The organism is Blastococcus sp. SYSU D00695 (genome assembly GCF_054050555.1).
In genome coordinates this window covers 1-21,589 of record NZ_JBJGZP010000028.1, presented here as the reverse complement: position 1 = coordinate 21,589, position 21,589 = coordinate 1, and the positions used below count along the sequence as shown (strand labels likewise).

The window sequence follows — 21,589 nt, the reverse complement described above, 5'->3', positions numbered from 1 at the left end:
AGCGCGGCCCCGCCAGGGGCTAGCGGACGAAGGGGGGCCGGCCGGTCTCGCTGACCAGCGGCCGGCCGGCGGCCTCCCACTCGCCCATCCCGCCGCCGACGTTCACCGCGTCCCAGCCGTTCTGGTTGAGCCACGCCGCGACCCGCGCCGAGCGCCCCCCGCTGCGGCAGACCACGTAGAGCGGGTCGGCCTCGGGGACGTCGTCCAGCCGTGCGGGCACCTGCCCCATCGGGATGTGCAGGGCGCCCTCCGCGTGGCCGTGCACCCACTCGTCGTCCTCCCGGACGTCGAGGACGACGGCACCGGCGGGCACCTCGGTGGCGGACACGGTCGGGACCTGCTGCGGCATCACGCCGTCCATCGTTCCACGGCCGCGGCCGGCCCCCTGCCTGCCAGGATGGGCGCGATGTCCGCCCCGAGTCCCGCCCCCGTCCGCGAACCGGCGTGGCCGGTGTCCCGCTCGGCGATCTGGCTGTGGGTGACCCACGGGGTGCTCGGCACCCTGTTCTGGACGGCGGTGCTGGTCGTCGCCCTGGTCCTCCTGCCGACCGACGACGGTCCGCTGGCACTGCTGCCGTGGCTCGGCCCCGTCCTGGTCGGCCTGTACGGGCTCGTCGCGATCGTCCTCGAGCCCCGGATCCGGTACCGGGTGCACCGCTGGGAGGTCACCGCCGACGCGGTGTACGCGCTCACCGGCTGGCTGAGCCGCACCTGGACGCTCGTCCCGATCGCCCGCATCCAGACCGTGGACGTCACCCGCGGCGTGGGTCAGCAGCTGTACGGCCTGGCCACCATCGCGGTGCTCACCGCGTCCTCGCAGGGGACCGTCCGGGTGCCGCACCTGCCCGCGGAGGTGGCCGAGCGGGTCGCCGCCGACCTCGTGCACCGGGCGGAGCAGGTCCGCGACGAGGCGACGTGACGTGACACCCCCCGTGCCCGGTCCCCCGGCCCGGCGGACCTCTCCGCGGGTCGTGCTCGTGCACACGGTCACCTTCAAGCAGGCGCGGCAGTGGGTGCCGGTGGTCCTGCCCGTCGGCGCCGCCATCGGCATCGGCGGGGGGACGGCGACGGTGGTGGCCCTCGCCCTCGCGGTCACCCTCGCCTCGCTGGCCTTCGCCGCCCTCACCTGGTGGCGCCTGGACTACGCCGACGGACCGACGGCGGTCGTGGTCACCCGTGGGCTGCTCGCCCGGTCGGTGCGCAGCGTGCCGCGCGACCGCATCCGCGGCGTGGAGGTGGAGGCGCCGCCGCTGCACCGCCTGCTCGGGCTCGTGCGGGTGCGCGTGGACGCCGCCGCGGGCGCCGCCACCGGGCAGGGCGAGGAGGTCGTCCTCGACGGGGTGACCCGCGCGGAGGGCGAGCGGCTGCGGGCGGGGCTCCTGGACCGCCGCCGGGTGTCCGTGGTCGGGGCCACCGGGGACGCCGGGACCGCCGGGGTCGCCGGGACCGAGGCCGGGACGGCCCCCGGGGCCGGACCGGCCGGGGACGCCGAGCCGGACCCCCTCGCCGGACCGGTCGCGACCACGGCGCAGCCGCCCGAGCCCGAGGAGGTCCTGGCGCGGTTCGACCCCCGCTGGCTGCTGTACGCGCCGCTGGTCGGCAGCTACCTCGCCGTCCCGGTGGCCGCGGTCGGGGCGCTGCTGCGCCTGGCGCAGGAGCTGCCCGAGGAGCTGCTGCCCGACCTGCGCGGCCCCGACCTGGGCTCGGCGTGGGCGCTGGCCGTCGCCCTGGTCGCGACGCTGCTGCTGCTCGCGGTCGGCTCGGTCGTCGGCGCGGCGGTGGTGAACTGGGGCTACCGGCTGGTGCGGCGCGGCGGGTCGCTGGTCGCCGTCCGCGGCCTGGTGACCCGGCGGCACACCGAGCTGGAGATCGACCGGATCCGCGGGGGCACCGTCTCGGCGGGGCTGGGCATGCGCTGGGTGGGCGCGGCCCGGGTCAGCGCGCTGGTCACCGGGCTGGGGTCGGCCCAGCGGCCGGGGCAGCTGCTGCCGCTGGGCCCGCGGGCGCAGGCGGAGGAGCTGGCCGCCCGGCTGGCCGAGGACCCCGGGCCGCTGCGGCCGCACCCGCCCGCGGCGCGCCGGCGGCGGATCACCCGGGCGGTCGCCCCCGGGCTGGTCGTCGCCGCGGCCGGCGCCGTCCTCACGCCGCTGGCGGCCGGCTGGTGGCCGCTGCTGGCCGCGGGCGTCGTCCTGGCCGCGCTCGGCGTGCCGCTGGGCCGGGCCCGCTACGCCGCGCTGGGCTCGGTGGCCGGCCCGCGCTCCCTCGCGGTCCGCGCCGGGTGGCTGGTCCAGGAGCGGGCGGTGCTGCAGCGGCGGGCCGTGGTGGGCTGGCAGGTGCGGCAGTCGCCGTTCCAGCGGCGCGCCGGCCTGGTCACGCTGGTCGCCTGCGTCGGCGCGGGCAGCGGCGGCTACGAGGCCGTCGACCTCGCCGGCGCGGACGTCGTCGCGTTCACCCGCGCCGCCTCCGGCGACTGGGCCGCCGCCCTGGAGCGCTGACGGCGGGTCGGCCCGGCGTGGCGACTGGGGAGCACCGCGGCGGGTAGGGGGCCCGCGATGCTCTCCGAGACGGACCGGTCCCGCTCACCCGGCGCCGCCGTGCCCGGTCAGCCCGACCCGGCCCGCGAGGGAGGCGGCCTCGACCCGGGTGGCCACCCCCAGCGAGCGCAGCAGCGAGGCCACCAGCCGCTTCGCGGTCCGCTCGGAGACGTGCAGCGTCGTCGCGATGTCCACGGTGGGCGTCCCGTCGGCGACCAGGCGCCACAGCCGGCGCTCGTCGGCGGTCAGCCGGTCGGCCACGCCCTGCTCCCCCACGGGTGCGGCGGAGTCCAGCAGCAGGCGCAGCAGGTCCTCGGGGATGACCGACCAGCCGTCGAGCACGGCCAGCAGCGGGCGGACCAGCGACTCGGGGTCGGCGGTCTTGGGCAGGAAGCCGACCGCTCCGGCCCGCAGCGCCTCCAGCGCGGCGTCGGCCTCCGCCAGCCCCGACAGGGCGACGACCCGCACCACCGGGTCGGCCCGCCGGATGGCCGCGATCGCCCGCGTGCCACCCGGCGGCGGCATGTGCAGGTCGACGACGGCGACGTCCGCGCGGTGCCGGCGGACCAGCGCCGCGGCCGCGGAGGCGTCCTCCGTCGTCCCCACCACCCGCACCCGTCCCCCGCTCACGCCGGGCAGCAGCAGCGCCAGGCCGCGGCTGAAGAGGGGGTGGTCGTCCACCAGGACGACGTCCAGCTCCGCCTGACGTCCAGCAACGGCGTCGTCCACCCGGTATCGCTCCCGACCGTCGTCCGCGACCGGCGGGGTCTGGCCGGGCCGCACCACCGGAGGTGCCCGTGACCGTCATCGCCAACCCCCCGACCCGCTCCGCGGCCACCCGGCTCGCGACCGACCTGGGCCGCGTGCTGCGCGCCCACCTGACCCGCCGGCGGCGCCCGGCCGGCGAGGAGCCGCCCGACCCGCGGGAGGCCCTGCTGCGCGCCCTGTGCCACGACATGCGCAGCCCGCTGGCGTCGCTGGAGGCCGCGCTCGGCTCCCTGGACGTCGCAGGGGACGCCCGGGAGCAGCTGCTGGAGCTCGCCCGCGCCCAGACCGCACACCTGTCCTCGATGCTGCGGACCGCCGACGCCACGGGCGGTGCCCAGCGGCGCGGGCCGGCGCGGCGGCGGCTGGTGGACGTCGTCCGCGCGGCGGTCGCCGCCTCCGGCCTGCCGGCCGCGCAGCTGACCACCCGCATGAGCGGGTGCGCCGCCGACGTCGGGGTGGCCGACGCGCGCGTGCAGCGGATCCTCACCAACCTGCTGGAGAACGCGCACCGGCACGGCCGCGGCGAGCCGGTGCTGCTGGCGGTGGCCTGCCGGCCGGGCTGGGTGGACCTGGCGCTCACCCAGGCCGGGGTGCCCGCCGACCGGGTGGTGGGCCACCTGCGCACGGCGACCCCACCGGTGGACCTCACCGGGCTGGGGCTGTGGTCGGTGCAGCGGCAGGCGCGCGAGCTCGGCGGCCGCGTCGTCGCCGACAGGTGCGGGGAGTCGCTCACCCTGACCGTCCGGCTCCCCGACCGCTGAGGGCGGCCCCCGGCGGAGGTTGGCCTCCGGGGGCCAGCGGACGGCACCGGGGGGCCACGGGGCGGGGGCATCCCCCCGGTGCCACCGCACGGGCGGTGGCCGCGCCGACGTGAGGGAGACCCGATGTTCACGCACACCCACGCCCTGCAGTACGAGGCCAAGCCCGACGGCCCCGACGCCACCTTCGCCCGGCGGATGCAGGAGATCCTCGGCGGCCAGTGGGGCGAGATGACGGTGGCCACGCAGTACCTGCTGCAGGGCTGGAACTGCCGCCTGCCCGGCAAGTACAAGGACATGCTCCTGGCGATCGGCACCGAGGAGCTCGCCCACGTCGAGATGATCGTGACGATGATCGACCGGCTGCTGGACCACCAGCCGCTCAAGCCGGAGGCCGCGGACCGCACCAAGGAGGCCGCAGCCGGCTACGGGCAGACCAATCCGCAGCACGCGATCGTCAACGGCGGCGGCGCCTACCTCCGGGACAGCATGGGCCTGCCCTGGAGCGGCGGCTACGTGACCGCCAGCGGCAACCTCATGGCCGACTTCCACTACAACGCCACCGCCGAGATGCAGGGGCGGCTGCAGGTGGCCCGGCTCTACAACATGACCGACGACCCCGGGGTGAAGGACCTGCTCCGGTTCCTCATCACCCGCGACCACGCCCACCAGCAGCAGTGGCTGGCCGCGATCGAGCAGCTCAAGGAGGACGGCCTGGAGGGGATCCCGGTGCCGGAGGCCTTCCCGATCGGGGAGGAGGTCGGTGACCTGGGCTACACGTTCGTCGACGCCTCCGACGGCCCGGAGGCGGCGGCGGGCCGGTGGGCATCGGGCCCCTCGATCGACGGCCGCGCCGAGTTCGCCGCCCGCCCGATGGAGGCCACCGCGGACGCGCCGGTCCTGCCCCCGGGTGACCCGCGGCTGTTCGGGACCCCGCAGCAGCCGGGCCAGAGCCTGCTGCAGAAGGCCAAGGACATGCTCACCTGAGCGCCTGACCCCTCAGCGACTCCCCGCGCCGTCGCCGCGCCGGCGGCCGGTCCGACCGCGACCGGCCGCCGGCCGGCGGGACGCCCACCCCGGAGGTCCAGCCGTGCTCCGTCCCCTGCCCGCCCTGCTCCTGTCGCTGCTCTACGCCGCCGCTGTGGCGGTCGCGCTGGCCGACCCCGGCCGGCACGCCGTCGCGGGGCTGCTGGTCCTCGGCGGGCTGACCGCCCGCTGGTTCCTGCGCCACCGCCGGGCCACCGCCCGCGCCGCCGCCGTCCCGGCCCCGGCCCCAGCCCCAGCCCCAGCGGCAGTCACCTAGACGCCGCGCTGGAACGGCCACCCTTCAGGGGCCCGCGCCGAGCCTGCGAGGCGTGGGGGGAAGGGTGGTCCTTCTTCAGTGCTCGACGGCCTTCTCCGCCCCGATCCCGGTCAGCGACCGCACCTCCAGCTCCGCGTACTTGTCGGCGTCGGGCCGCTCCTTGGACAGCACGGTCCCCAGCCAGCCGAGGAGGAACGACAGCGGGATGGAGACGATCCCCGGGTTCTCCAGCGGGAACCAGGCGAAGTCCGCGTCGGGGAACAGCGACGGCTTCGGGGTGTCCGAGCCCCGCCCCGAGACGACCGGGGAGAACACGATCAGCCCGACGCACACCACGAGCCCGCCGTAGATCGACCACAGCGCGCCCTGGGTGGTGAACCGCTTCCAGAACAGCGAGTACAGGATCGTCGGCAGGTTCGCCGACGCGGCGACAGCGAAGGCCAGCGCGACCAGGAAGGCGATGTTCAGCCCGGCCTGCAGCGCCAGGATGCCGATCCCGATCGCGACGGCGCCGATGACGACGGCCGTGATGCGGGCGACGCGCACCTCGCCGTTCGGGGTCACCTGGCCCCGCTTGACCACCGACGCGTACACGTCGTGGGCGAACGACGCCGACGCCGTGATGGTCAGGCCGGCGACGACCGCGAGGATCGTGGCGAAGGCGACGCCGGCGATGATGCCCAGCAGCACCGTCCCGCCCAGCTCGAAGGCCAGCAGCGGCGCCGCGGAGTTCTGCCCGCCCGGGGCGGCGGCGATCTCCTCCGGCCCGACGAGCGCGCCGGCGCCGTAGCCGATGACCAGGCTGAACAGGTAGAAGATGCCGATCAGCCAGATGGCCCACTGGACCGAGCGGCGGGCGTCCTTGGACGTCGGGACCGTGTAGAAGCGCATGAGCACGTGCGGCAGGCCCGCCGTCCCCAGGACCAGCGCGAGGCCCAGGGACACGAAGTCCAGCTGCGAGGTCGCCGTCGCGCCGTACTGGGCGCCGGGGGCGAGGACGTCGCGGGCGGTCGGCGCCTCGGCGGCGACGTCGGCGGCCTCGCCGAGCAGCGCGGAGAAGCTGAAGCCGAACTCGGCCAGCACCCACAGCGTCATCACCAGCGCGCCGGCGATGAGCAGCGACGCCTTGATGATCTGCACGTAGGTGGTGCCGCGCATGCCGCCGACCAGCACGTAGATGATCATCAGCGCGCCGACGAGGACGACGACCAGCGCCTGCGCGGCCTCGCCGGTCACCCCGAGCAGGAGCGTGACCAGTCCGCCGGCGCCGCTCATCTGCGCCACCAGGTAGAAGAGGCAGACGGCGAGGGTGGAGATCGCCGCGGCCATCCGCACCGGCCGCTGCCGCATCCGGAACGCCAGGACGTCGGCCATGGTGAACCGCGCGGTGTTGCGCAGCAGCTCGGCGACCAGCAGGAGCGCCACGAGCCAGGCGACGAGGAAGCCGATCGAGTAGAGGAACCCGTCGTAGCCGAACAGCGCGATGGCGCCCGCGATGCCGAGGAAGGACGCCGCCGACAGGTAGTCCCCGGCGATCGCCAGGCCGTTCTGCTGGCCGCTGATGCTGCGCCCGGCGGCGTAGTAGTCGGCCGCGGTCCGGTTGTTGCGGCTGGCGCGGAACGTGATGACCAGGGTGATCAGCACGAAGACGCCGAAGATCGTGATGTTGACGGCCGGTTCGCCGATGGTGGCGTCGGCCGCGAGCAGGACGTCAGTCACGGGTGGCCCCCCGGGTGCCGTCCCCGGCGCGGGGTGTCTCGCGCGCGTACTCGTGGTGCTCCAGCCGCTCGCGCATCTCGTCGGCGATCGGGTCGGTGTTGCGGTCGGCGTGGCGCACGTAGAGCTCGGTGATGAGGAACGTCGTCGCGAACTGGGCGAGGCCCAGCAGGATGCCGAGGTTGACGTTGCCGAACACCGTCCGCGCCATCAGGTCGTCGGCGTAGGTGGAGAGCAGGACGTAGAGCAGGTACCAGGAGAAGAAGGCCACCGTCATCGGGAAGGCGAAGCGGCGGAACCGGTGGCGCAGCTCGGTGAACTCCGGGGAGTCCTGCGCCTGCCGGTACTCGTCGGGGGTGAGCAGCCTGCGCTCGACGGGATCTGTCACGGTGCGCCTCCGACGGGGACGAGGTGTGATCGACGTCACTGTAGGGAGCGTCCCGTCGCCCGGCACCCGCTGAGACGAAACCGTGTCGTCCCAGGTCGTCCCGCCGCGGGGACCGGGCCGCGAGCGGCGGCTCAGTCGGGCAGGGGCTCGCCGCACTCCGGGCAGCGCTGCGGCCGCGGCTCGCCCTCCGCCAGCCGCCCGCACGCGGGGCAGACGCGGTCGAGCCAGCACACGGGGTCCCCGCCCGGCGTCCCGGTCCGGGCCGGCCGCTCGTCCCGCTCCTCGCGCACGGGACCAGCATGGCTCCGGGCGCCGACCCCGGCCAGCACGGCGGCACGGGCCTCGCCCGGCTGGGATGCTCTGAGGCGTGCCCGCACCCCGCCGCCTGGCCGCCGCCGCCCTGATCGCCGCCCCGGTCGCCTGGCTGGCCCGCGCCGCCTGGGGCCTGCCGACCGCGCTGGGGGCGAGCCGCCGGGCGCTGCGACCGCACGTCGCCGGTTCGCCGCAGTTCACCGAGGGGCGGTTCCGGAACACGCTGCCCACCACGTCGGTGCCGGGCCCCGAGGAGCGGCGCATGCTGCTGCGCCAGGTGCGCCGCGACCGCCTCAAGGGCGTCCCGGCCCGGCCCGTGCCGCTGGCCTCCTCGCCGCCGCCGGCCGCGGCCGCCGAGCTCGCCGTCACCTGGTTCGGCCACTCCAGTGCGCTGCTGGAGGTCGACGGGCACCGGGTGCTCGTGGACCCGGTGTGGGGACGGCGGGTGTCGCCGTCCCCGCTGGTCGGGCCCGAGCGGCTGCACCCCGCACCGGTCCCGCTGGCCGACCTCCCGCAGGTGGACGCCGTCCTGATCAGCCACGACCACTACGACCACCTGGACCTGCCGACGGTCCGCGAGCTGCTGCGGCACCAGCGTGCGCCGTTCGTCGTCCCGCTGGGCATCGGCGCCCACCTGCGCCGGTGGGGCGTGCCGGAGGACCGCGTCGTCGAGCTGGACTGGAACGGCGAGGCCCGGGTCGCCCGACTGACCCTGGTCTGCACCGAGGCCCGGCACTTCTCCGGGCGCTTCCTCACCCGGGACACCACCCTGTGGTCCTCGTGGGTGGTCGCCGGGCAGCGGCGCCGGGTGTTCTTCGGCGGCGACACCGGCTACACCCCCGCCTTCGCCGGGATCGGCGCCCGGCTGGGTCCGTTCGACCTGACGCTGCTGCCGATCGGCGCCTACAACGACGCCTGGCGCGCCATCCACATGACCCCCGAGGAGGCGGTGCGGGCGCACGGCGACCTCGGCGGGGGGCTGCTGGTGCCGGTGCACTGGGCGACGTTCAACCTCGGCTTCCACCGGTGGGCCGAGCCGGTGCAGCGGCTGTGCGCGGCCGCCGAGCGCTCGGACGTGCGGGTGGCGGTGCCCCGGCCCGGCGAGCGGGTGGACGCGCTCGCCCCGGCGCCGGCCGCGGACTGGTGGACGGCGGTCGGCTCGCGGGCCGACGAGCCCGGCGACGGCGGCGACGCGGGCGCGACGACCGGGACGGTCGCCCGGGCGGGCGCCTGGCTGAGCGCGCGCCGCGAACCCCGCTGACCCGCCCGGGTCAGCGCAGGAGCCTGGACATCCGGCGGTCGGCCAGCGGCTTGCCGCCGGTCTGGCAGGTCGGGCAGTACTGCAGCGAGGTGTCGGCGAAGCTGACCTCGCGCACGGTGTCGCCGCAGACCGGGCACGGCAGGCCGGTGCGGGCGTGCACCTGCAGGCCGGAGCGCTTCTCGCCCTTCATCGTCGCCGCGCGCTGGCCGAGCTGGCGGTCCAGCGCGTCGGTGAGCTCGGCCCGCATCGCGTCGTAGAGCCGGATCACCTCGTCGTCGGTGAGCTTGCCGGCCGTCTTGAACGGCGACAGCCGGGCGGCGTGCAGGATCTCGTCGGAGTAGGCGTTGCCGATCCCGGCGATCAGCGTCTGGTCGGTGAGCGCGCCCTTGAGCTGGCCGTTGCGGCCGGCGAGCAGGGCGGCGAACTGCTCCCGGTCCACCGCCATCGCGTCGGGTCCGAGCCGGTCGATGCCCGGCACCTCGGCCGGCGAGCGGACGACGTACACCGCCAGGCCCTTGCGCGTCCCCTGCTCGGTGAGGTCGAAGCCGTTGCCGTCCTCCAGGTGGACCCGCAGCGCCAGCGGCCCCTTGCCCGGCTTCGGCGGCAGCGCGGGCAGGTTCTCCCGCCAGTGCAGCCAGCCGGCCCGCGCCAGGTGGACGACGAGGTGCAGGCCGGAGACGTCGAGGTCGAGGAACTTGCCGTGCCGCGCGGCGCCGGTGACCTCGAGCCCGGCCAGCGCCGACAGCGGCGGGTCGAACGTCTTGATCGCCTGGACCGAGGCCAGGTCGGCGCGGGTCAGCACACGGCCGACGGCGTTCTCCCGCAGGAACGCCGCCAGCGCCTCCACCTCGGGCAACTCGGGCACCCGGCCATGATCCCCGCCGGACGCCGTGCGCGGCCGGTCCGCGCGGCTGCCGAGGCCGGATCCCACCGATCGGGTGGCCGATGCGCACGGCCCCGGCGGCCCGGCGGTGGTCAGCCGGCCGGGCCGGGTGCGGTGGTGCGCAGCCGGGGCGGGGCCAGCGGGCCGGCCGGGTCCGCGGCGCGCGCCCAGGCGACCAGGCCGGCGACGTCGACGCCGTGCGGGGGCGCGGCCGCGAACGGGTCCAGGTTCCGCGCCGCCCGCTCCAGCAGCGTCGCCGCGCCGCGGGGGTTGCCGCGCGCGGCGTGCGTCACGCCGACGGCGAGCTGCGCCAGCCCCCGCCACAGCTCCCGCTCCGGCCCGGCCGTGGCCTTCCAGGCGTCCTCGAGCACCTCGTGGGCGTGGAAGGGCAGCCCGTCGTCCAGCAGCCGCTGCGCCTCGGCGAGGGCCTCGGCCGGCGAGCGCGGCACGCCCTCGGGCATCCGCTCGACCCCCTGGGCCCCGCGCGGCAGGGGCCGGCCCAGCGCGTCGCGGGGACGCGGGCTGCGGCCGTCGGGATCCACGAGGCCATCGTCTCGCGAACACCTGGGGTCCGGTCGGCAACGGGGGTCGTCCCTGTCGGTGGCCGGGTGCACGATGGGGACGAGGACGGCCGGCACGACGGGCCGCCCCCGCACCGACCCGCGGTCGCCCCGGCGACCGGTCCGGACCTGGAGGGGGTGGGGCCCGTGGCCCCCATGACCCACCGGCGCAGCGCTGCGCTCGACCTCGACACCGCGTTCGCCGCCGTGGCCGGCGCCGCCCTGCGCGACGGGCCGGTCGGCGCCGTCGGCCTGGAGCTGGAGGGCCACCTGGTCGACCTCGACCGGCCCGCCGCCCGGGTGCCCTGGGGCCGGGTGTGCGGCGCGCTGGCCGCCGTCCCGCCGCTGCCCGGCGGCAGCCGGGTGACCTGCGAGCCGGGCGGGCAGGTCGAGCTGTCCGGGCCGCCGCTGCCCGGCGCCGCGGCCGCGGTGGCCGCGCTGCGGGCCGACCGCGCCGTCCTCGCCGCGGCCCTGGCGGCCGACCGGCTGGCGGTCGTCCCCGTCGGCGCGGACCCGCTGCGCCCGCCCCAGCGGGTCAACCCGGCTCCCCGGTACGCCGCGATGGAGCAGCACTTCGCCGCCGTGGGCTGTGCCGGCGCCGGGACGGCGATGATGACCGCGACGGCGTCCCTGCAGGTGAACGTGGAGGCCGGGCCCGCCGCGGGGTGGGGCGAGCGGGTGGCGCGCGCCCACCGGCTGGGGCCGGTGCTCGTCGCCGTCTCCGCCTGCTCGCCGCTGGCCGGCGGCCGCCCGACCGGCTGGCGCTCCACCCGGCAGCGGGTGTGGGGCGACGTCGACCAGGCCCGCTGCGGCCCGGTGCTGCGCGGCGACGACCCGGCCGGCGAGTGGGCGGCCTACGCGCTGGCCGCGCCGGTGATGCTGGTCCGCGAGGAGGACGGCGCCCGGCCGGTGCGCGGCCGCGTGGCGTTCTCGGACTGGGTGAGCGGCGAGGTGCTGCTCGGCGGCCGCCGGCCCACCGCCGACGACCTCGGCTACCACCTGACCACGCTGTTCCCGCCGGTCCGCCCGCGCGGCTGGCTGGAGATCCGCTACCTCGACGCCGCCCCGGAGCCGTGGTGGCCGGCGCTGGCCGCGGTGACCACCGCGCTGCTCGACGACCCGGTCGCCGCCGACCGCGCGGCGGCCGCGGCCGAGCCGACCGCAGGCGCGTGGGGCCGCGCCGCCCGGCTCGGGTTGGGCGACCCCGCGCTGCGCACCGCCGCCCGCGGCTGCCTGGCCGCGGCCCTGGACGCCGTCCCGGCCGCCCTCCGCCCAGAGGTGGAGGCGCTCGCCGAGCTGGTCGACCGCGGCGCCGACCCGGGGACGGCGCTGCTGGCGGCCCTCCGCTCCGGCGGGCCGGCCGCCGCCCTGCTCGCCCCGACGGAGGAGGACCGGTGACCGACGCCCGCGACCTGCTCGCCGCACAGCTGGCCACCGCCCGCGCGCGCACCCTGCTGCTCACCGACCACGACGAGCCGGAGCTGCTGCGCCAGCACACGCCGCTGCTGTCGCCGCTGGTCTGGGACCTCGCGCACATCGGGCAGCAGGAGGACCTGTGGCTGCTGCGCGGCGGCGACGCGGGCCGGGCCGGGCTGCTCCCGCCCGCGGTCGAGGCCCTCTACGACGCGTTCCGCCAGCCGCGCGCCGTCCGCGCCCGGCTGCCGCTGCTGCCGCCGGTGGAGGCCCGCGCCTTCTGCGGGGAGGTGCGGGGCAGGGTGCTGGACCGCCTGGACCGGCTCGGTCGCGACGACGACGGGGACCCGTTCGACTTCGCGATGGTCGTCAGCCACGAGCAGCAGCACGACGAGACGATGCTGCAGGCGCTCGCCCTGCGCGCCGGCCCGCCGCTGCTGGGCCCGGGCACGCCACTGCCCCCGGGGCGGCCGGGCGTCGCCGGCACCTCGGTGCTCGTCCCGGGCGGGGAGTTCGTGCTCGGCGTCGACGGCACCGACGAGCCGTTCAGCCTGGACAACGAGCGGCCGGCGCACGCCGTCGACGTGCCAGCCTTCCGCATCGGCCGGGTGCCGGTGACCAACGCCGAGTACGCGGCGTTCGTGGCCGACGGCGGCTACCGCGACGACCGCTGGTGGTCCCCGCGCGGCCGCGCGCACCGCGACGATGCCGGGCTCACCGCGCCGATGTACTGGGGGCCCGACGGCACGCGCACCCGCTTCGGCGTCGTGGAGGAGCTGCCGCCGGACGAACCGGTCCAGCACGTCACCTGGTTCGAGGCCGAGGCCTACGCCCGCTGGGCCGGCGCGCGGCTGCCCACCGAGGTCGAGTGGGAGAAGGCGGCGGCGTGGGACCCGGCGCTGCGCCGCCGGCGCCGCTACCCGTGGGGGGACGCCGCACCGTCCCCGGGCCTGGCCAACCTGGACGGCGCCGCGCTGCGGCCGGCCCCGGTCGGCGCCTACCCGGCCGGGGCGTCGGCGTACGGCGTCGAGCAGTTGCTGGGCGACGTCTGGGAGTGGACGTCGTCGGGGTTCACCCCCTGGCCCGGGTTCCGGCCGATGCTCTACGCCGACTACTCCGCGCCCTTCTTCGGCGGCGACCACCAGGTGCTGCGCGGCGGCTCGTGGGCCGTGGGCGCCTCGATCCTGCGGCCGAGCTTCCGCAACTGGGACCACCCGATCCGCCGGCAGGTGTTCAGCGGCATCCGGCTGGCCTGGTCCGTCGACGGCGCGGACGCCTGATGTGCCGTCACCTCGGCTGGCTCGGCCGTCCGCGCAGCCTGGCCTCCCTGGTGCTGGAGCCGCCGTCGTCCCTGCTCGTGCAGTCCTACGCGCCCCGGCGGCAGCGCCACGGCACCGTGAACGCCGACGGCTGGGGCGTCGGCTTCTACCCGCTCGAGCAGGGCCCCGGCCCGGCCCGCTGGCGGTCGGCCCGGCCGCTGTGGGGCGACCCGTCCTTCGCCTCGGTCGCGCCGGTGCTGCGGTCGGGCTGCGTCGTGGCCGCCATCCGCTCGGCGACGGTCGGCATGCCGCTGGAGGAGAGCGCCGCCGCCCCGTTCACCGACGGGCGCGCGCTGCTGTCGCACAACGGCCGGGTCGACCGCGCGGTGCTGCCGCCGGCGCGCGACGCCGAGTCGACCGTGGACAGCGCGCTGCTGGCCGCGCTGGTGTTCGCCCGCGGGCTGGACGCGCTGGCCGCCACCGTGGCCGAGCTCGGCGCGGCCGACCCGGCCGCCCGGCTCAACCTGCTCGCCGCCGACGGCGCCCGGCTGCTCGCGACCACCTGGGGCGACACCCTCTCGGTGCTGGTCACCGACGAGGGCACCGCGCTGGCCAGCGAGCCGTGGGACGACGACCCGGCCTGGCGCGACGTCCCGGACCGCACCCTCGTCGAGGTCACCCCCGACGGCCTCACCCTCACCCCGATCGGAGCCGCATGACCGTCTCGCTGACCAGCCACCTCGCCCCCGACGCCGCCCGCGCCGCCCTGCGCGCCGACGCGCTGGCCGGGCTGACGGCGACGCCGAGGTCGCTGCCGCCGCGGTGGTTCTACGACGAGCGCGGCAGCGAGCTGTTCGACGAGATCACCCGGCTGCCGGAGTACTACCCGACCCGCGCCGAGCGGGCGGTGCTCGACGCCCGCGCCGCGGAGATCGCCGCGGCCACCGGCGCCGAGGTGCTGGTCGAGCTGGGCAGCGGGACGTCGGACAAGACCCGGCTGCTGCTGTCGGCGCTGCGCGACGCCGGCACGCTGCGCCGGTTCGTGCCCTTCGACGTCGACCCGACCGTGCTGGAGGCGGCCGGGGCGGCGATCACGGCGGAGTACCCGGGCGTCGTCGTCGACGCGGTCGTCGGCGACTTCACCGAGCACCTCTCCCGGCTCCCGCGCGACGGCCGCCGGCTGGTGGCGTTCCTCGGCTCGACCATCGGCAACCTCGAGCCGGGGCCGCGCGCGGCGTTCCTGCGGGAGCTGGCCGCCGGGCTGGCCCCCGGCGAGGCGTTCCTGCTGGGCACCGACCTGGTCAAGGCGCCGGCCCGGCTGGTGCCCGCCTACGACGACGCCGCCGGCGTGACCGCGGAGTTCAACCGCAACGTGCTGCGCGTGCTGAACCGAGAGCTGGGCGCCGGCTTCGACCCGGACACGTTCGAGCACGTCGCGGTGTGGGACGCGGCGCAGGAGTGGATCGAGATGCGGCTGCGCTCGACGATCGACCAGGTCGTGGCCGTGCCGGCGCTGGACCTGCAGGTCGCGTTCGCCGCCGGGGAGGAGATGCGCACGGAGGTGTCGGCGAAGTTCCGGCCCGAGCGGGTCGCCGCCGAGCTCGCCGCCGCGGGGCTGCGGCTCACGCACTGGTGGACCGACCCCGACGGCGACTTCGGCGTCTCGCTGAGCGTCCGGGACTGCTGAAGCACCCCGGTGCATCCGGGACGGACGGGTGTCCGGAAGAGGCGGTGACAACGCAGTCACCCCTCCCGGAAGGACCCGTCCCATGACCCGGACCCGCTCCACCGGCCTCGCCCTCGGTGCCGCCGGCGCCGTCGGCGTCGCGCTCGTCGTCGGCGCCTCCCCCGCCGCGGCGGCGGACACCGCCACCGTCTCGGTGCTGCACGCGGTGCCGAACACGCCCGTCGACGTCTACGCCAACGGCGAGCGGCTGATCGACGACTTCCAGCCCGGCACGCTGACCGACCCGCTGCAGCTGCCGGCGGGCTCCTACGACCTCGCGCTGTTCCCGGCCGACGCCCCCGACGGCTCGGGCACCCCGCTGCTGTCGGCGGACGGCGTGTCCGTGCCGGCCGGTGCGAACGCCACCGTCGTCGCCCACCTCGACGCGAACGGCTCCCCGGCGCTCACGCCCTTCGTCAACGACGCGTCCGCCGTCCCGGCCGGCCAGGCGCGGGTCACCGTGCGGCACACCGCCGCCGCGCCGGCCGTCGACGTGCGGGCCGGCGGTCAGGTCGTCGCGCCGGGGCTGACCAACCCGAACGAGGCCACCCTCGAGGTCCCGGCGGGCACCGTCAGCGCCGACGTCGTCCTCGCCGGGACCGACACCGTCGCCATCGGCCCGGCCGACCTGACGCTGCCCGAGGGCGCCTCGACCATCGTGTACGCGTGGGGCTCGCAGGAGGCCGGGTACCAGCTCGCCGTCCAGACGATCTCCGGGTCGCACTCCGCGCCGTCCGGCGTCCCCGGCGGCAGCGCGGGCCTGGCCGACGACGACGGCTTCCCCGCCCCGCTCGCCGCCCTGTCGGTGGCCGGCCTCGTGGTCGCCGGGCTGTCGGCCCGCCGGCTCGCGGGCTCCCGGGCCTGACGGGACCCGGACCGGAGAGGGAACGACCGTGCGCCCCGCCGCCGCCGGAGCGGTCCTCGGGCTGGCGCTGGCGATCGGCGTGCCGACCGCCTGGCAGCTGACCCAGGAGCCCGCGGCGGCGGGTGCGCCGGTCGAGCAGGTCCTCCCCGCGTCCGCGCCGCCGGCGTCGCCCCGTCCCCCGCAGGCGGCGCCGGCGGTCCCCGGCTCCCTCCCGGAGGCGGTCGCCCGGGACGCGTCCCCGGCCGCCGCCCCCGCCGCGCCGGCTCCGGTGCGGCTCGCCGTCCCGGCGCTCGGCGTGGACGCGCCGCTGGACCCGGTCGGCGTCGCCACCGACGGCCAGATGGAGCTGCCCGCCGACGTCTCCCGGGTCGGCTGGTACCGCTTCGGCCCGGCGCCCGGCGGGCCCGGGTCGGCGGTCCTCGCCGGCCACGTGGACGACGCCGAGCAGGGCCTGGGCGCCCTCGGCCGGCTGCGGGACGCCGAGCCGGGGGACGAGGTGCTGGTCACCGACGCCACCGGGGCGACCACGCGCTGGCGGGTCGTCGGCCGCGAGCTGGTCACCAAGCAGGAGCTGCCGCTCGACCGGCTGTTCGCGCGCGAGGGCGCGCCCCGGCTGGTGCTGGTCACCTGCGGCGGCCCGTTCCTGCCGGAGTACCGCAGCTACCGCGACAACGTGGTCGTGGTGGCCGAACCGGAGGAGCTGCCGTGACGGGCGTCCTGGACCGGTCCGCGGCCGCACCTCGACCGACACGCGGGCGGCGGGCCACTAGGCTCACGCTCGTGGCCGACGACGTCGTACCGATGCCGGGGGCCCTCCCCGAGCCGGACGACGCCGAGGTCGGCCGCCGCTTCGCCGCGGGCGACGAGCAGGCCCTCGCCCTGGCCTACCAGCGGTGGTCGGGGCAGGTGCACGGCATGGCGGTGCGCGCCTTCGGCCCGGGCCCGGACGCCGAGGACGTGACCCAGCAGGTCTTCGTGTCGGCCTGGACCGGCCGCGCCGGGTACCGCCCCGAGTCCGGCCCGCTGCCGGCGTGGCTGGTCGGCGTGTGCCGGCACAAGATCGCCGACACCTGGGCCAAGCGGGACCGGCAGCGCCGCCTCGCCGAGGCCGCCGCGGCCGAGGCGGAGACCCGCCCCGCGCCCGCCGCGCGGCCGCTGGACACCGCGGTCGCCGACCGCGTGCTGCTGCTCGACGAGCTCGACCGCATCGACCAGCCGCAGCGGGGGATCATCGAGCTGGCCTTCTTCGAGGACCTCACGCACGCCCAGATCGCCACCCGCACCGGGTTGCCGCTGGGCACGGTCAAGAGCCACATCAGGCGCACGCTGGAGCGCCTGCGCAGCCGGTTGGAGGTGGACGGTGCCGCAGCACTGCACGCCTGAGGACCTGGCGCTCGCCGCGCTCGGCGAGCCCCTCGCGCCCGCGGACGCCGAGCACCTGGGCCGCTGTCCCGTCTGCGCCGACGAGGTGGCGGGCCTGCGTCGCGGCGTCGAGGCGCTGGCCGTCCCGGCGTTCGCCGCCGGCCCCGCCGTCGCCCCGCCCGCGCACGTGTGGGCGGCTGTCCAGGCGGCCACCGGGACCGGCGTCCCCGTCCCGGCCGCCGGGCCGGCGGCGGCGCCCGAGCCGGCACCCGAGCCGGGACCCGAGCCGGCCGCCGCCGTCGTGCCGCTGCGGCCGCGCCGGTCACGCCTGCTGCTCGCGGCCGCGGCTGCGCTGGTGGTGGGCGCGGCCGTCGGCGCCGGCGCGGTGGCGCTCGGCGACCGCGACGACGACGAGGCGGTCGTCGCGCTGGCCGCCGCGCAGCTGGACCCGCTCGGGGAGAACGACGCCTCCGGTCAGGCCGAGGTCGTCGAGCGCCCCGACGGCTCGCGGGTGCTGCGCCTGCAGCTGGACGCCGACACCCCGCAGCAGGGGTACCTCGAGGTGTGGCTGATCGACACCGAGGTGCAGGGCATGGTGCCGGTCGGGGTCGTGAGCGCCGGGACCGAGGAGCTGGAGCTGCCGGCCGACCTGGACGTCGGGGAGTTCCCGATCGTCGACGTCTCCATCGAGCCGCTGGACGGCGACCCGACGCACTCGGGGGTCTCCATCGCCCGGGGGCAGCTGGAGGTCTGACCGGGGCCGCGGGGGACGTCGCCTAGCGTGACGGCGTGCGCTCCACCGCCGACGGCCTGCCCCACGACGACCTCGGCGCCGGTTGGCGTGCGGCCCGGCCCCGCCCCGCGGGCCGGCACCTGGACTCCGCCGCGTGCAGCCGGCAGAGCAACCGGGTGCTGGAGGCCGCCGCCCACCACGCCCGGCACGAGGCGGAGCTCGGCGGCTACGTCGCCGAGGCCGCGGCGCAGGACCTCCTGCAGCAGGGTCGCTCGGTGCTCGCCGGCCTGGTCGGGATGGCGGCGGCGGACCTGGCGTTCGTCGAGTCGGCGCAGAGCGCGCTGGCCACGCTGCTGGCCGGCTGGCGGCTGCCCGCCGGGAGCCGGGTGGCGGTCCTGCCCGGCGAGTACGCCCCCAACACCGCGATGCTGCGGGCCGCGGGCCTGCTGCCGGTGCCCCTGCCGGTGGACGGCGACGGGCGGGCCGTGCACGAGGAGATCGAGCGACTGCTGGCCGCCGACCCGCCGGCCGCGGTGCACCTCACCCACGTGCCCAGCCACCGCGGCGTCGTCCAGCCGGCCCGGGAGATCGGGGAGCTGTGCCGCGCGGCCGGCGTCCCGTTCGTGCTGGACGCCGCCCAGTCCCTCGGCCACGTCGACGTCGACCTGCCCGCCGACGCCGTCTACGGCACCTCGCGCAAGTGGCTGGCCGGCCCGCGCGGCGTCGGGTTCCTGTGCGTGCGGCCGGCGCTCGCGGCCCGGCTGACCCCCGTGCTGGCGGCCGCCGCGGACCTCCCGCCGATGCGCGCCTTCGAGTCCGGCGAGGCGCACGTGGCCGGCCGGGTCGGGCTGGTGCTGGCGGTGGGCGAGCACCTGGCCGCGGGTCCCGAGCGGGTGCGCGAGCGGCTGGCCGCCCTGGGCCGGGCCGGGCGGGCCCTGCTCGACGGCGCGGCCGGCTGGCGGGTGGTCGAGCCGGCCGCCGAGCCGACCGCGACGACCACGCTCGCCCCGCCGGACGGCGTCGACGTCGTCGCGACCCGCGCCCGGCTGCTCACCGAGCAGGGCATCGTCACCACCGCGATCGGCGTCGAGCGCGCGCCCGGCGAGATGACCGGCCCGGTGCTGCGGGTCTCCCCCCACGTGGACGCCACCCTCGACGACCTCGAGGCCCTCGCCGCCGCCCTCTGACCTCTCCCGTCCGGGCGGGACCGCCCTCCCGCACCGGGCGGTACCGCACCGCTGCACGTCCGGCGGGGACACCCGGACGGCGGCGCCCGCGGCGACCCGCCGGCGTCGCGCTCCGTCGTCCCCTCTTGTGCTGCCCGCCCCACTGCTTCTATGGTTCATTACATGAGTAATAAACCCAGGGACCGCGAGGCCCGGGGGACCGCCGGGGCGGCTCGGTGAACGAGGACGCGGGCCCGATCTTCCGGCAGGTCGCCGAGCTGATCGAGACCGCGATCGTCGACGGCTCCCTTCCCGAGGAGAGCCAGGCCCCCTCGACCAACGAGCTGGCCGCCTTTCACCGCATCAACCCCGCCACGGCCGCCAAGGGCCTGAACCAGCTCGTGTCCGACGGGGTCCTCTACAAGAGACGAGGAGTCGGGATGTTCGTCGCCACGGGCGCCCGCGAGCAGCTGCTCAAGCGCCGCCGCAGCGAGTTCGCCGACCAGTACCTGCGCCCCCTCATGACCGAGGCGCACAAGATCGGCATCTCCACCCGGGAGCTGTCGTCGATGATCGACCGCTGGGAGGACGAGCGATGACCGCCGTCGCGACGGTGCGGGACGTGTCGATGCGCTTCCGCGGGCACACCGCCCTGGAGGGCGTGAGCACGACCCTCGAGCAGGGCACGATCACGGGGCTCCTCGGCCGCAACGGCGCCGGCAAGACCACGCTGCTGCAGCTGCTGACCGGGCACCGGCAGCCCACCAGCGGGCGCGTGGAGGTGTTCGGCCGCTCCCCCTTCGAGGACGACACCGCGCTGTCGGGCATCTGCTGCGTCAAGGAGGGCCAGCGCTACCCGGACCAGTTCCGCGTGCGCGACGCCGTCACCGCCGCCTCGTGGCTGTTCCCCTACTGGGACGCCGACCTGGCCGAGCAGCTCCTCGACGACTTCGAGCTGCCGCGCAGGCGGCCCGTCAAGAAGCTGTCCCGCGGCATGAACTCGGCCGTCGGGATCGTCATCGGCCTCGCCTCCCGCGCCCCGCTCACCCTCTTCGACGAGCCGTACCTCGGCCTGGACGCCGTCGCGCGACAGCTGTTCTACGACCGCCTGCTCGCCGACTACGCCGAGCACCCGCGGACGATCGTGCTCTCCACGCACCTGATCGAGGAGATCAGCGACCTCCTCGAGCGCGTGGTGCTCATCGACCGCGGCCGCGTCCTGCTCGACGACGACGCCGAGACCCTCCGCTCGACCGCGCTGACCGTGACCGGCCCGCAGGCGGCGGTGGCCGCCTTCGCGCACGGACGCCAGGTGCTGCACCGCGAAGAGCTCGGCGGGACCGCCCGGGCCGTCGTGCGGGTCTCCGGCCCGGCCGACGAGGCCGCCGCGCTCCAGGCGGGCCTGGCCGCGGAGCCGACCCCGCTGCAGCGGCTCGTCGTCGAGCTCGCCCGGGCCAGCCGCACGCCCGCCGGACCGACCGCCACCCCCGCCGCCCTCGAGGAGGTCCCCCGATGAACCGCCTGCTCGCGGCCGCCCGGCTGCACCTGGTCAACCCGCTGGTCATGCTCGGCGTCCCCTGGTTGGTCGCCGGCCTCTCCTTCGTCATCAACCTGGCGCTGTTCGGGCTCACCGACGCCGGCACCGCCATGGAGGACGGCGGCTTCACCGGTGGTGTCGCTTCGCTCTACATCACGGTCTTCGTGGTCTTCGTGCAGTCGGTGACCCAGCTGCTGCCCTTCGCGATGGGGCTCAGCCTGTCCCGCCGCACCTTCTACCTGGGGACGGCGCTCGTCGCGGTCGCGCAGGCGCTGTACTTCGGGATCGTCCTCGCCGTCCTGGTCGCGATCGAGGGGGCCACCGACGGCTGGGGCGTGGACATGGCGTTCTGGGCCCCGGGACCGATGGACGTCGACTCCTTCCCGCTGCAGGTCCTCGTCTCCGGGGGCCCGATGCTCGCGTTCACCTTCGCCGGCATCGGCGTCGGTGTCGTCATGAAGCGCTGGGGCCAGCTCGGCATGTGGGGCCTGATCATCGGGACCGTCGTGGTGCTGGGCGGGCTGGCCGTCCTGGTCACCTGGCTCGGGGCGTGGGGCGACCTCGGCTCCTGGTTCGCCGACCGCTCGGTGGCCACGGTCGCGGCGGGGATCCCCGCGGTCCTGGCCGTGGCGCTGGCCGGTCTGAGCTGGGCCGGCGTCCGCCGGACGGTCCCCTAGGCGCGCAGGGCGAACCGCCGCCGTCGAGGCCCCTTCCGTCACGGTGACGGAAGGGGCCTCGACCGCACCCGGGCTCCGCCCACCGACCCCCGCCCGCCCGGCGCCCGACGCCGGCCCGGAGCCGGCACCCCGCCAGGCCCCGTGGGGGGGAGGCCTGCACTCCCGCCCGGTGCACGACCGAGCGCCTGCCCATCGTGGAGCCGTGTCCTTGCACGACGACGTCGGTCCAGGACCGCGGTCGTGTGCGCGGGTCGGGGGAATGCGAGAAGGGGGCCCCCCCGGGGGGGGGGGGCCGTGTTGGGAGTGTTGTTGGGCGGGGTCCTTAAAAACCACCCCCCCATCACTGAACTACAAACCCCGCTGTGTGT

The 21,589-nt window shown here is 77.1% G+C and carries 25 protein-coding genes; 18 read left to right on the top strand and 7 right to left on the bottom strand.

Translation table 11 applies throughout. From position 1 onward, the window contains the following. Positions 1-19: 19 nt before the first annotated feature. Positions 20-349: a rhodanese-like domain-containing protein gene (locus tag ACI781_RS16225; protein WP_456567155.1), complete on the bottom strand. Its 330-nt coding sequence runs from the start codon at positions 347-349 to the stop codon at positions 20-22. Between the two features lie 57 nt (positions 350-406). On the opposite strand from ACI781_RS16225, the gene ACI781_RS16220 reads away from it, so the two are divergent. After that, positions 407-919, top strand: coding sequence for a PH domain-containing protein (locus ACI781_RS16220; protein ID WP_456567154.1), 513 nt, complete (start codon positions 407-409; stop codon positions 917-919). 58 nt (positions 920-977) lie between these two features. After that, on the top strand, positions 978-2,495 hold the full coding sequence (locus ACI781_RS16215) for a PH domain-containing protein (RefSeq protein ID WP_456567153.1): 1,518 nt from the start codon (positions 978-980) through the stop codon (positions 2,493-2,495). 84 nt (positions 2,496-2,579) lie between these two features. Here ACI781_RS16215 and ACI781_RS16210 read toward each other — a convergent pair whose 3' ends face one another. Then, entirely contained in the window at positions 2,580-3,263 is a 684-nt protein-coding gene (locus tag ACI781_RS16210) for a response regulator transcription factor (RefSeq protein ID WP_456567152.1), read from the bottom strand. Between the two features lie 68 nt (positions 3,264-3,331). Here ACI781_RS16210 and ACI781_RS16205 point away from each other — a divergent pair, with 68 nt between their 5' ends. The 3 genes from ACI781_RS16205 to ACI781_RS16195 all read left to right on the top strand — a co-directional run bounded on the left by ACI781_RS16205 (position 3,332) and on the right by ACI781_RS16195 (position 5,363). Beyond that, positions 3,332-4,063: an ATP-binding protein gene (locus ACI781_RS16205; RefSeq protein ID WP_456567151.1), complete on the top strand. Its 732-nt coding sequence runs from the start codon at positions 3,332-3,334 to the stop codon at positions 4,061-4,063. A 123-nt stretch (positions 4,064-4,186) separates the two neighbouring features. Further along, positions 4,187-5,047 carry a manganese catalase family protein gene (locus ACI781_RS16200; protein WP_456567150.1) on the top strand — a complete coding sequence of 287 codons (861 nt, stop codon included), beginning with the start codon at positions 4,187-4,189 and terminating at the stop codon, positions 5,045-5,047. A gap of 103 nt (positions 5,048-5,150) precedes the next feature. Beyond that, positions 5,151-5,363 (top strand): hypothetical protein, encoded by a 213-nt coding sequence (locus tag ACI781_RS16195; RefSeq protein WP_456567149.1) that lies wholly within the window; start codon positions 5,151-5,153, stop codon positions 5,361-5,363. A gap of 75 nt (positions 5,364-5,438) precedes the next feature. On the opposite strand, the gene ACI781_RS16190 is transcribed toward ACI781_RS16195, so the two are convergent. The 3 genes from ACI781_RS16190 to ACI781_RS16180 form a co-directional block, all read right to left on the bottom strand. Then, positions 5,439-7,082: a solute symporter family protein gene (locus ACI781_RS16190; RefSeq protein ID WP_456567148.1), complete on the bottom strand. Its 1,644-nt coding sequence runs from the start codon at positions 7,080-7,082 to the stop codon at positions 5,439-5,441. Next, entirely contained in the window at positions 7,075-7,467 is a 393-nt protein-coding gene (locus tag ACI781_RS16185; RefSeq protein ID WP_456567147.1) for a DUF485 domain-containing protein, read from the bottom strand. Before ACI781_RS16185 ends, ACI781_RS16190 begins: the two co-directional genes overlap by 8 nt. A gap of 131 nt (positions 7,468-7,598) precedes the next feature. Further along, positions 7,599-7,757, bottom strand: a complete 159-nt coding sequence (locus tag ACI781_RS16180; RefSeq protein WP_456567146.1) for a hypothetical protein — start codon at positions 7,755-7,757, stop codon at positions 7,599-7,601. Between the two features lie 77 nt (positions 7,758-7,834). Between ACI781_RS16180 and ACI781_RS16175 the strand changes: the two genes are divergently transcribed. Further along, positions 7,835-9,040: an MBL fold metallo-hydrolase gene (locus tag ACI781_RS16175; protein ID WP_456567145.1), complete on the top strand. Its 1,206-nt coding sequence runs from the start codon at positions 7,835-7,837 to the stop codon at positions 9,038-9,040. Between the two features lie 10 nt (positions 9,041-9,050). Here the strand turns inward: ACI781_RS16175 and ACI781_RS16170 are convergent, their stop codons facing one another. Next, the gene (locus ACI781_RS16170) at positions 9,051-9,905 is read right to left on the bottom strand and encodes an Fpg/Nei family DNA glycosylase (RefSeq protein WP_456567144.1); all 855 of its coding nucleotides are present in this window, start codon (positions 9,903-9,905) and stop codon (positions 9,051-9,053) included. Positions 9,906-10,015: 110 nt separating this feature from the next. Further along, positions 10,016-10,465 (bottom strand): DUF309 domain-containing protein, encoded by a 450-nt coding sequence (locus ACI781_RS16165; protein ID WP_456567143.1) that lies wholly within the window; start codon positions 10,463-10,465, stop codon positions 10,016-10,018. Positions 10,466-10,639: 174 nt separating this feature from the next. On the opposite strand from ACI781_RS16165, the gene egtA reads away from it, so the two are divergent. The 12 genes from egtA (at position 10,640) to ACI781_RS16105 (ending at position 21,221) form a co-directional block, all read left to right on the top strand. After that, positions 10,640-11,881, top strand: a complete 1,242-nt coding sequence (gene egtA, locus ACI781_RS16160) for an ergothioneine biosynthesis glutamate--cysteine ligase EgtA (RefSeq protein ID WP_456567177.1) — start codon at positions 10,640-10,642, stop codon at positions 11,879-11,881. After that, positions 11,878-13,176, top strand: a complete 1,299-nt coding sequence (gene egtB / locus ACI781_RS16155) for an ergothioneine biosynthesis protein EgtB (protein WP_456567142.1) — start codon at positions 11,878-11,880, stop codon at positions 13,174-13,176. Before egtA ends, egtB begins: the two co-directional genes overlap by 4 nt. After that, positions 13,176-13,874 carry an ergothioneine biosynthesis protein EgtC gene (egtC, locus tag ACI781_RS16150; RefSeq protein ID WP_456567141.1) on the top strand — a complete coding sequence of 233 codons (699 nt, stop codon included), beginning with the start codon at positions 13,176-13,178 and terminating at the stop codon, positions 13,872-13,874. The genes egtB and egtC overlap by 1 nt, the downstream gene beginning before the upstream one ends. Continuing rightward, on the top strand, positions 13,871-14,842 hold the full coding sequence (gene egtD, locus ACI781_RS16145) for an L-histidine N(alpha)-methyltransferase (RefSeq protein WP_456567140.1): 972 nt from the start codon (positions 13,871-13,873) through the stop codon (positions 14,840-14,842). The genes egtC and egtD overlap by 4 nt, the downstream gene beginning before the upstream one ends. Before the next feature lie 82 nt (positions 14,843-14,924). Continuing rightward, positions 14,925-15,746: a DUF4397 domain-containing protein gene (locus tag ACI781_RS16140; protein ID WP_456567139.1), complete on the top strand. Its 822-nt coding sequence runs from the start codon at positions 14,925-14,927 to the stop codon at positions 15,744-15,746. A gap of 28 nt (positions 15,747-15,774) precedes the next feature. Next, complete coding sequence (locus ACI781_RS16135) at positions 15,775-16,455, top strand: class F sortase (protein ID WP_456567138.1); 681 nt, start codon at positions 15,775-15,777, stop codon at positions 16,453-16,455. A 71-nt stretch (positions 16,456-16,526) separates the two neighbouring features. Further along, positions 16,527-17,129: an RNA polymerase sigma factor gene (locus ACI781_RS16130; RefSeq protein ID WP_456567137.1), complete on the top strand. Its 603-nt coding sequence runs from the start codon at positions 16,527-16,529 to the stop codon at positions 17,127-17,129. Next, complete coding sequence (locus ACI781_RS16125; RefSeq protein ID WP_456567136.1) at positions 17,107-17,862, top strand: anti-sigma factor; 756 nt, start codon at positions 17,107-17,109, stop codon at positions 17,860-17,862. The genes ACI781_RS16130 and ACI781_RS16125 overlap by 23 nt, the downstream gene beginning before the upstream one ends. A gap of 35 nt (positions 17,863-17,897) precedes the next feature. Then, positions 17,898-19,028 (top strand): ergothioneine biosynthesis PLP-dependent enzyme EgtE, encoded by a 1,131-nt coding sequence (gene egtE / locus ACI781_RS16120; protein WP_456567135.1) that lies wholly within the window; start codon positions 17,898-17,900, stop codon positions 19,026-19,028. 215 nt (positions 19,029-19,243) lie between these two features. Beyond that, positions 19,244-19,606, top strand: coding sequence for a GntR family transcriptional regulator (locus tag ACI781_RS16115; protein WP_456567134.1), 363 nt, complete (start codon positions 19,244-19,246; stop codon positions 19,604-19,606). Further along, positions 19,603-20,523 carry an ABC transporter ATP-binding protein gene (locus ACI781_RS16110; RefSeq protein ID WP_456567133.1) on the top strand — a complete coding sequence of 307 codons (921 nt, stop codon included), beginning with the start codon at positions 19,603-19,605 and terminating at the stop codon, positions 20,521-20,523. The genes ACI781_RS16115 and ACI781_RS16110 overlap by 4 nt, the downstream gene beginning before the upstream one ends. Beyond that, positions 20,520-21,221 (top strand): hypothetical protein, encoded by a 702-nt coding sequence (locus ACI781_RS16105; RefSeq protein ID WP_456567132.1) that lies wholly within the window; start codon positions 20,520-20,522, stop codon positions 21,219-21,221. The genes ACI781_RS16110 and ACI781_RS16105 overlap by 4 nt, the downstream gene beginning before the upstream one ends. The last annotated feature ends 368 nt before the right edge of the window (positions 21,222-21,589 follow it).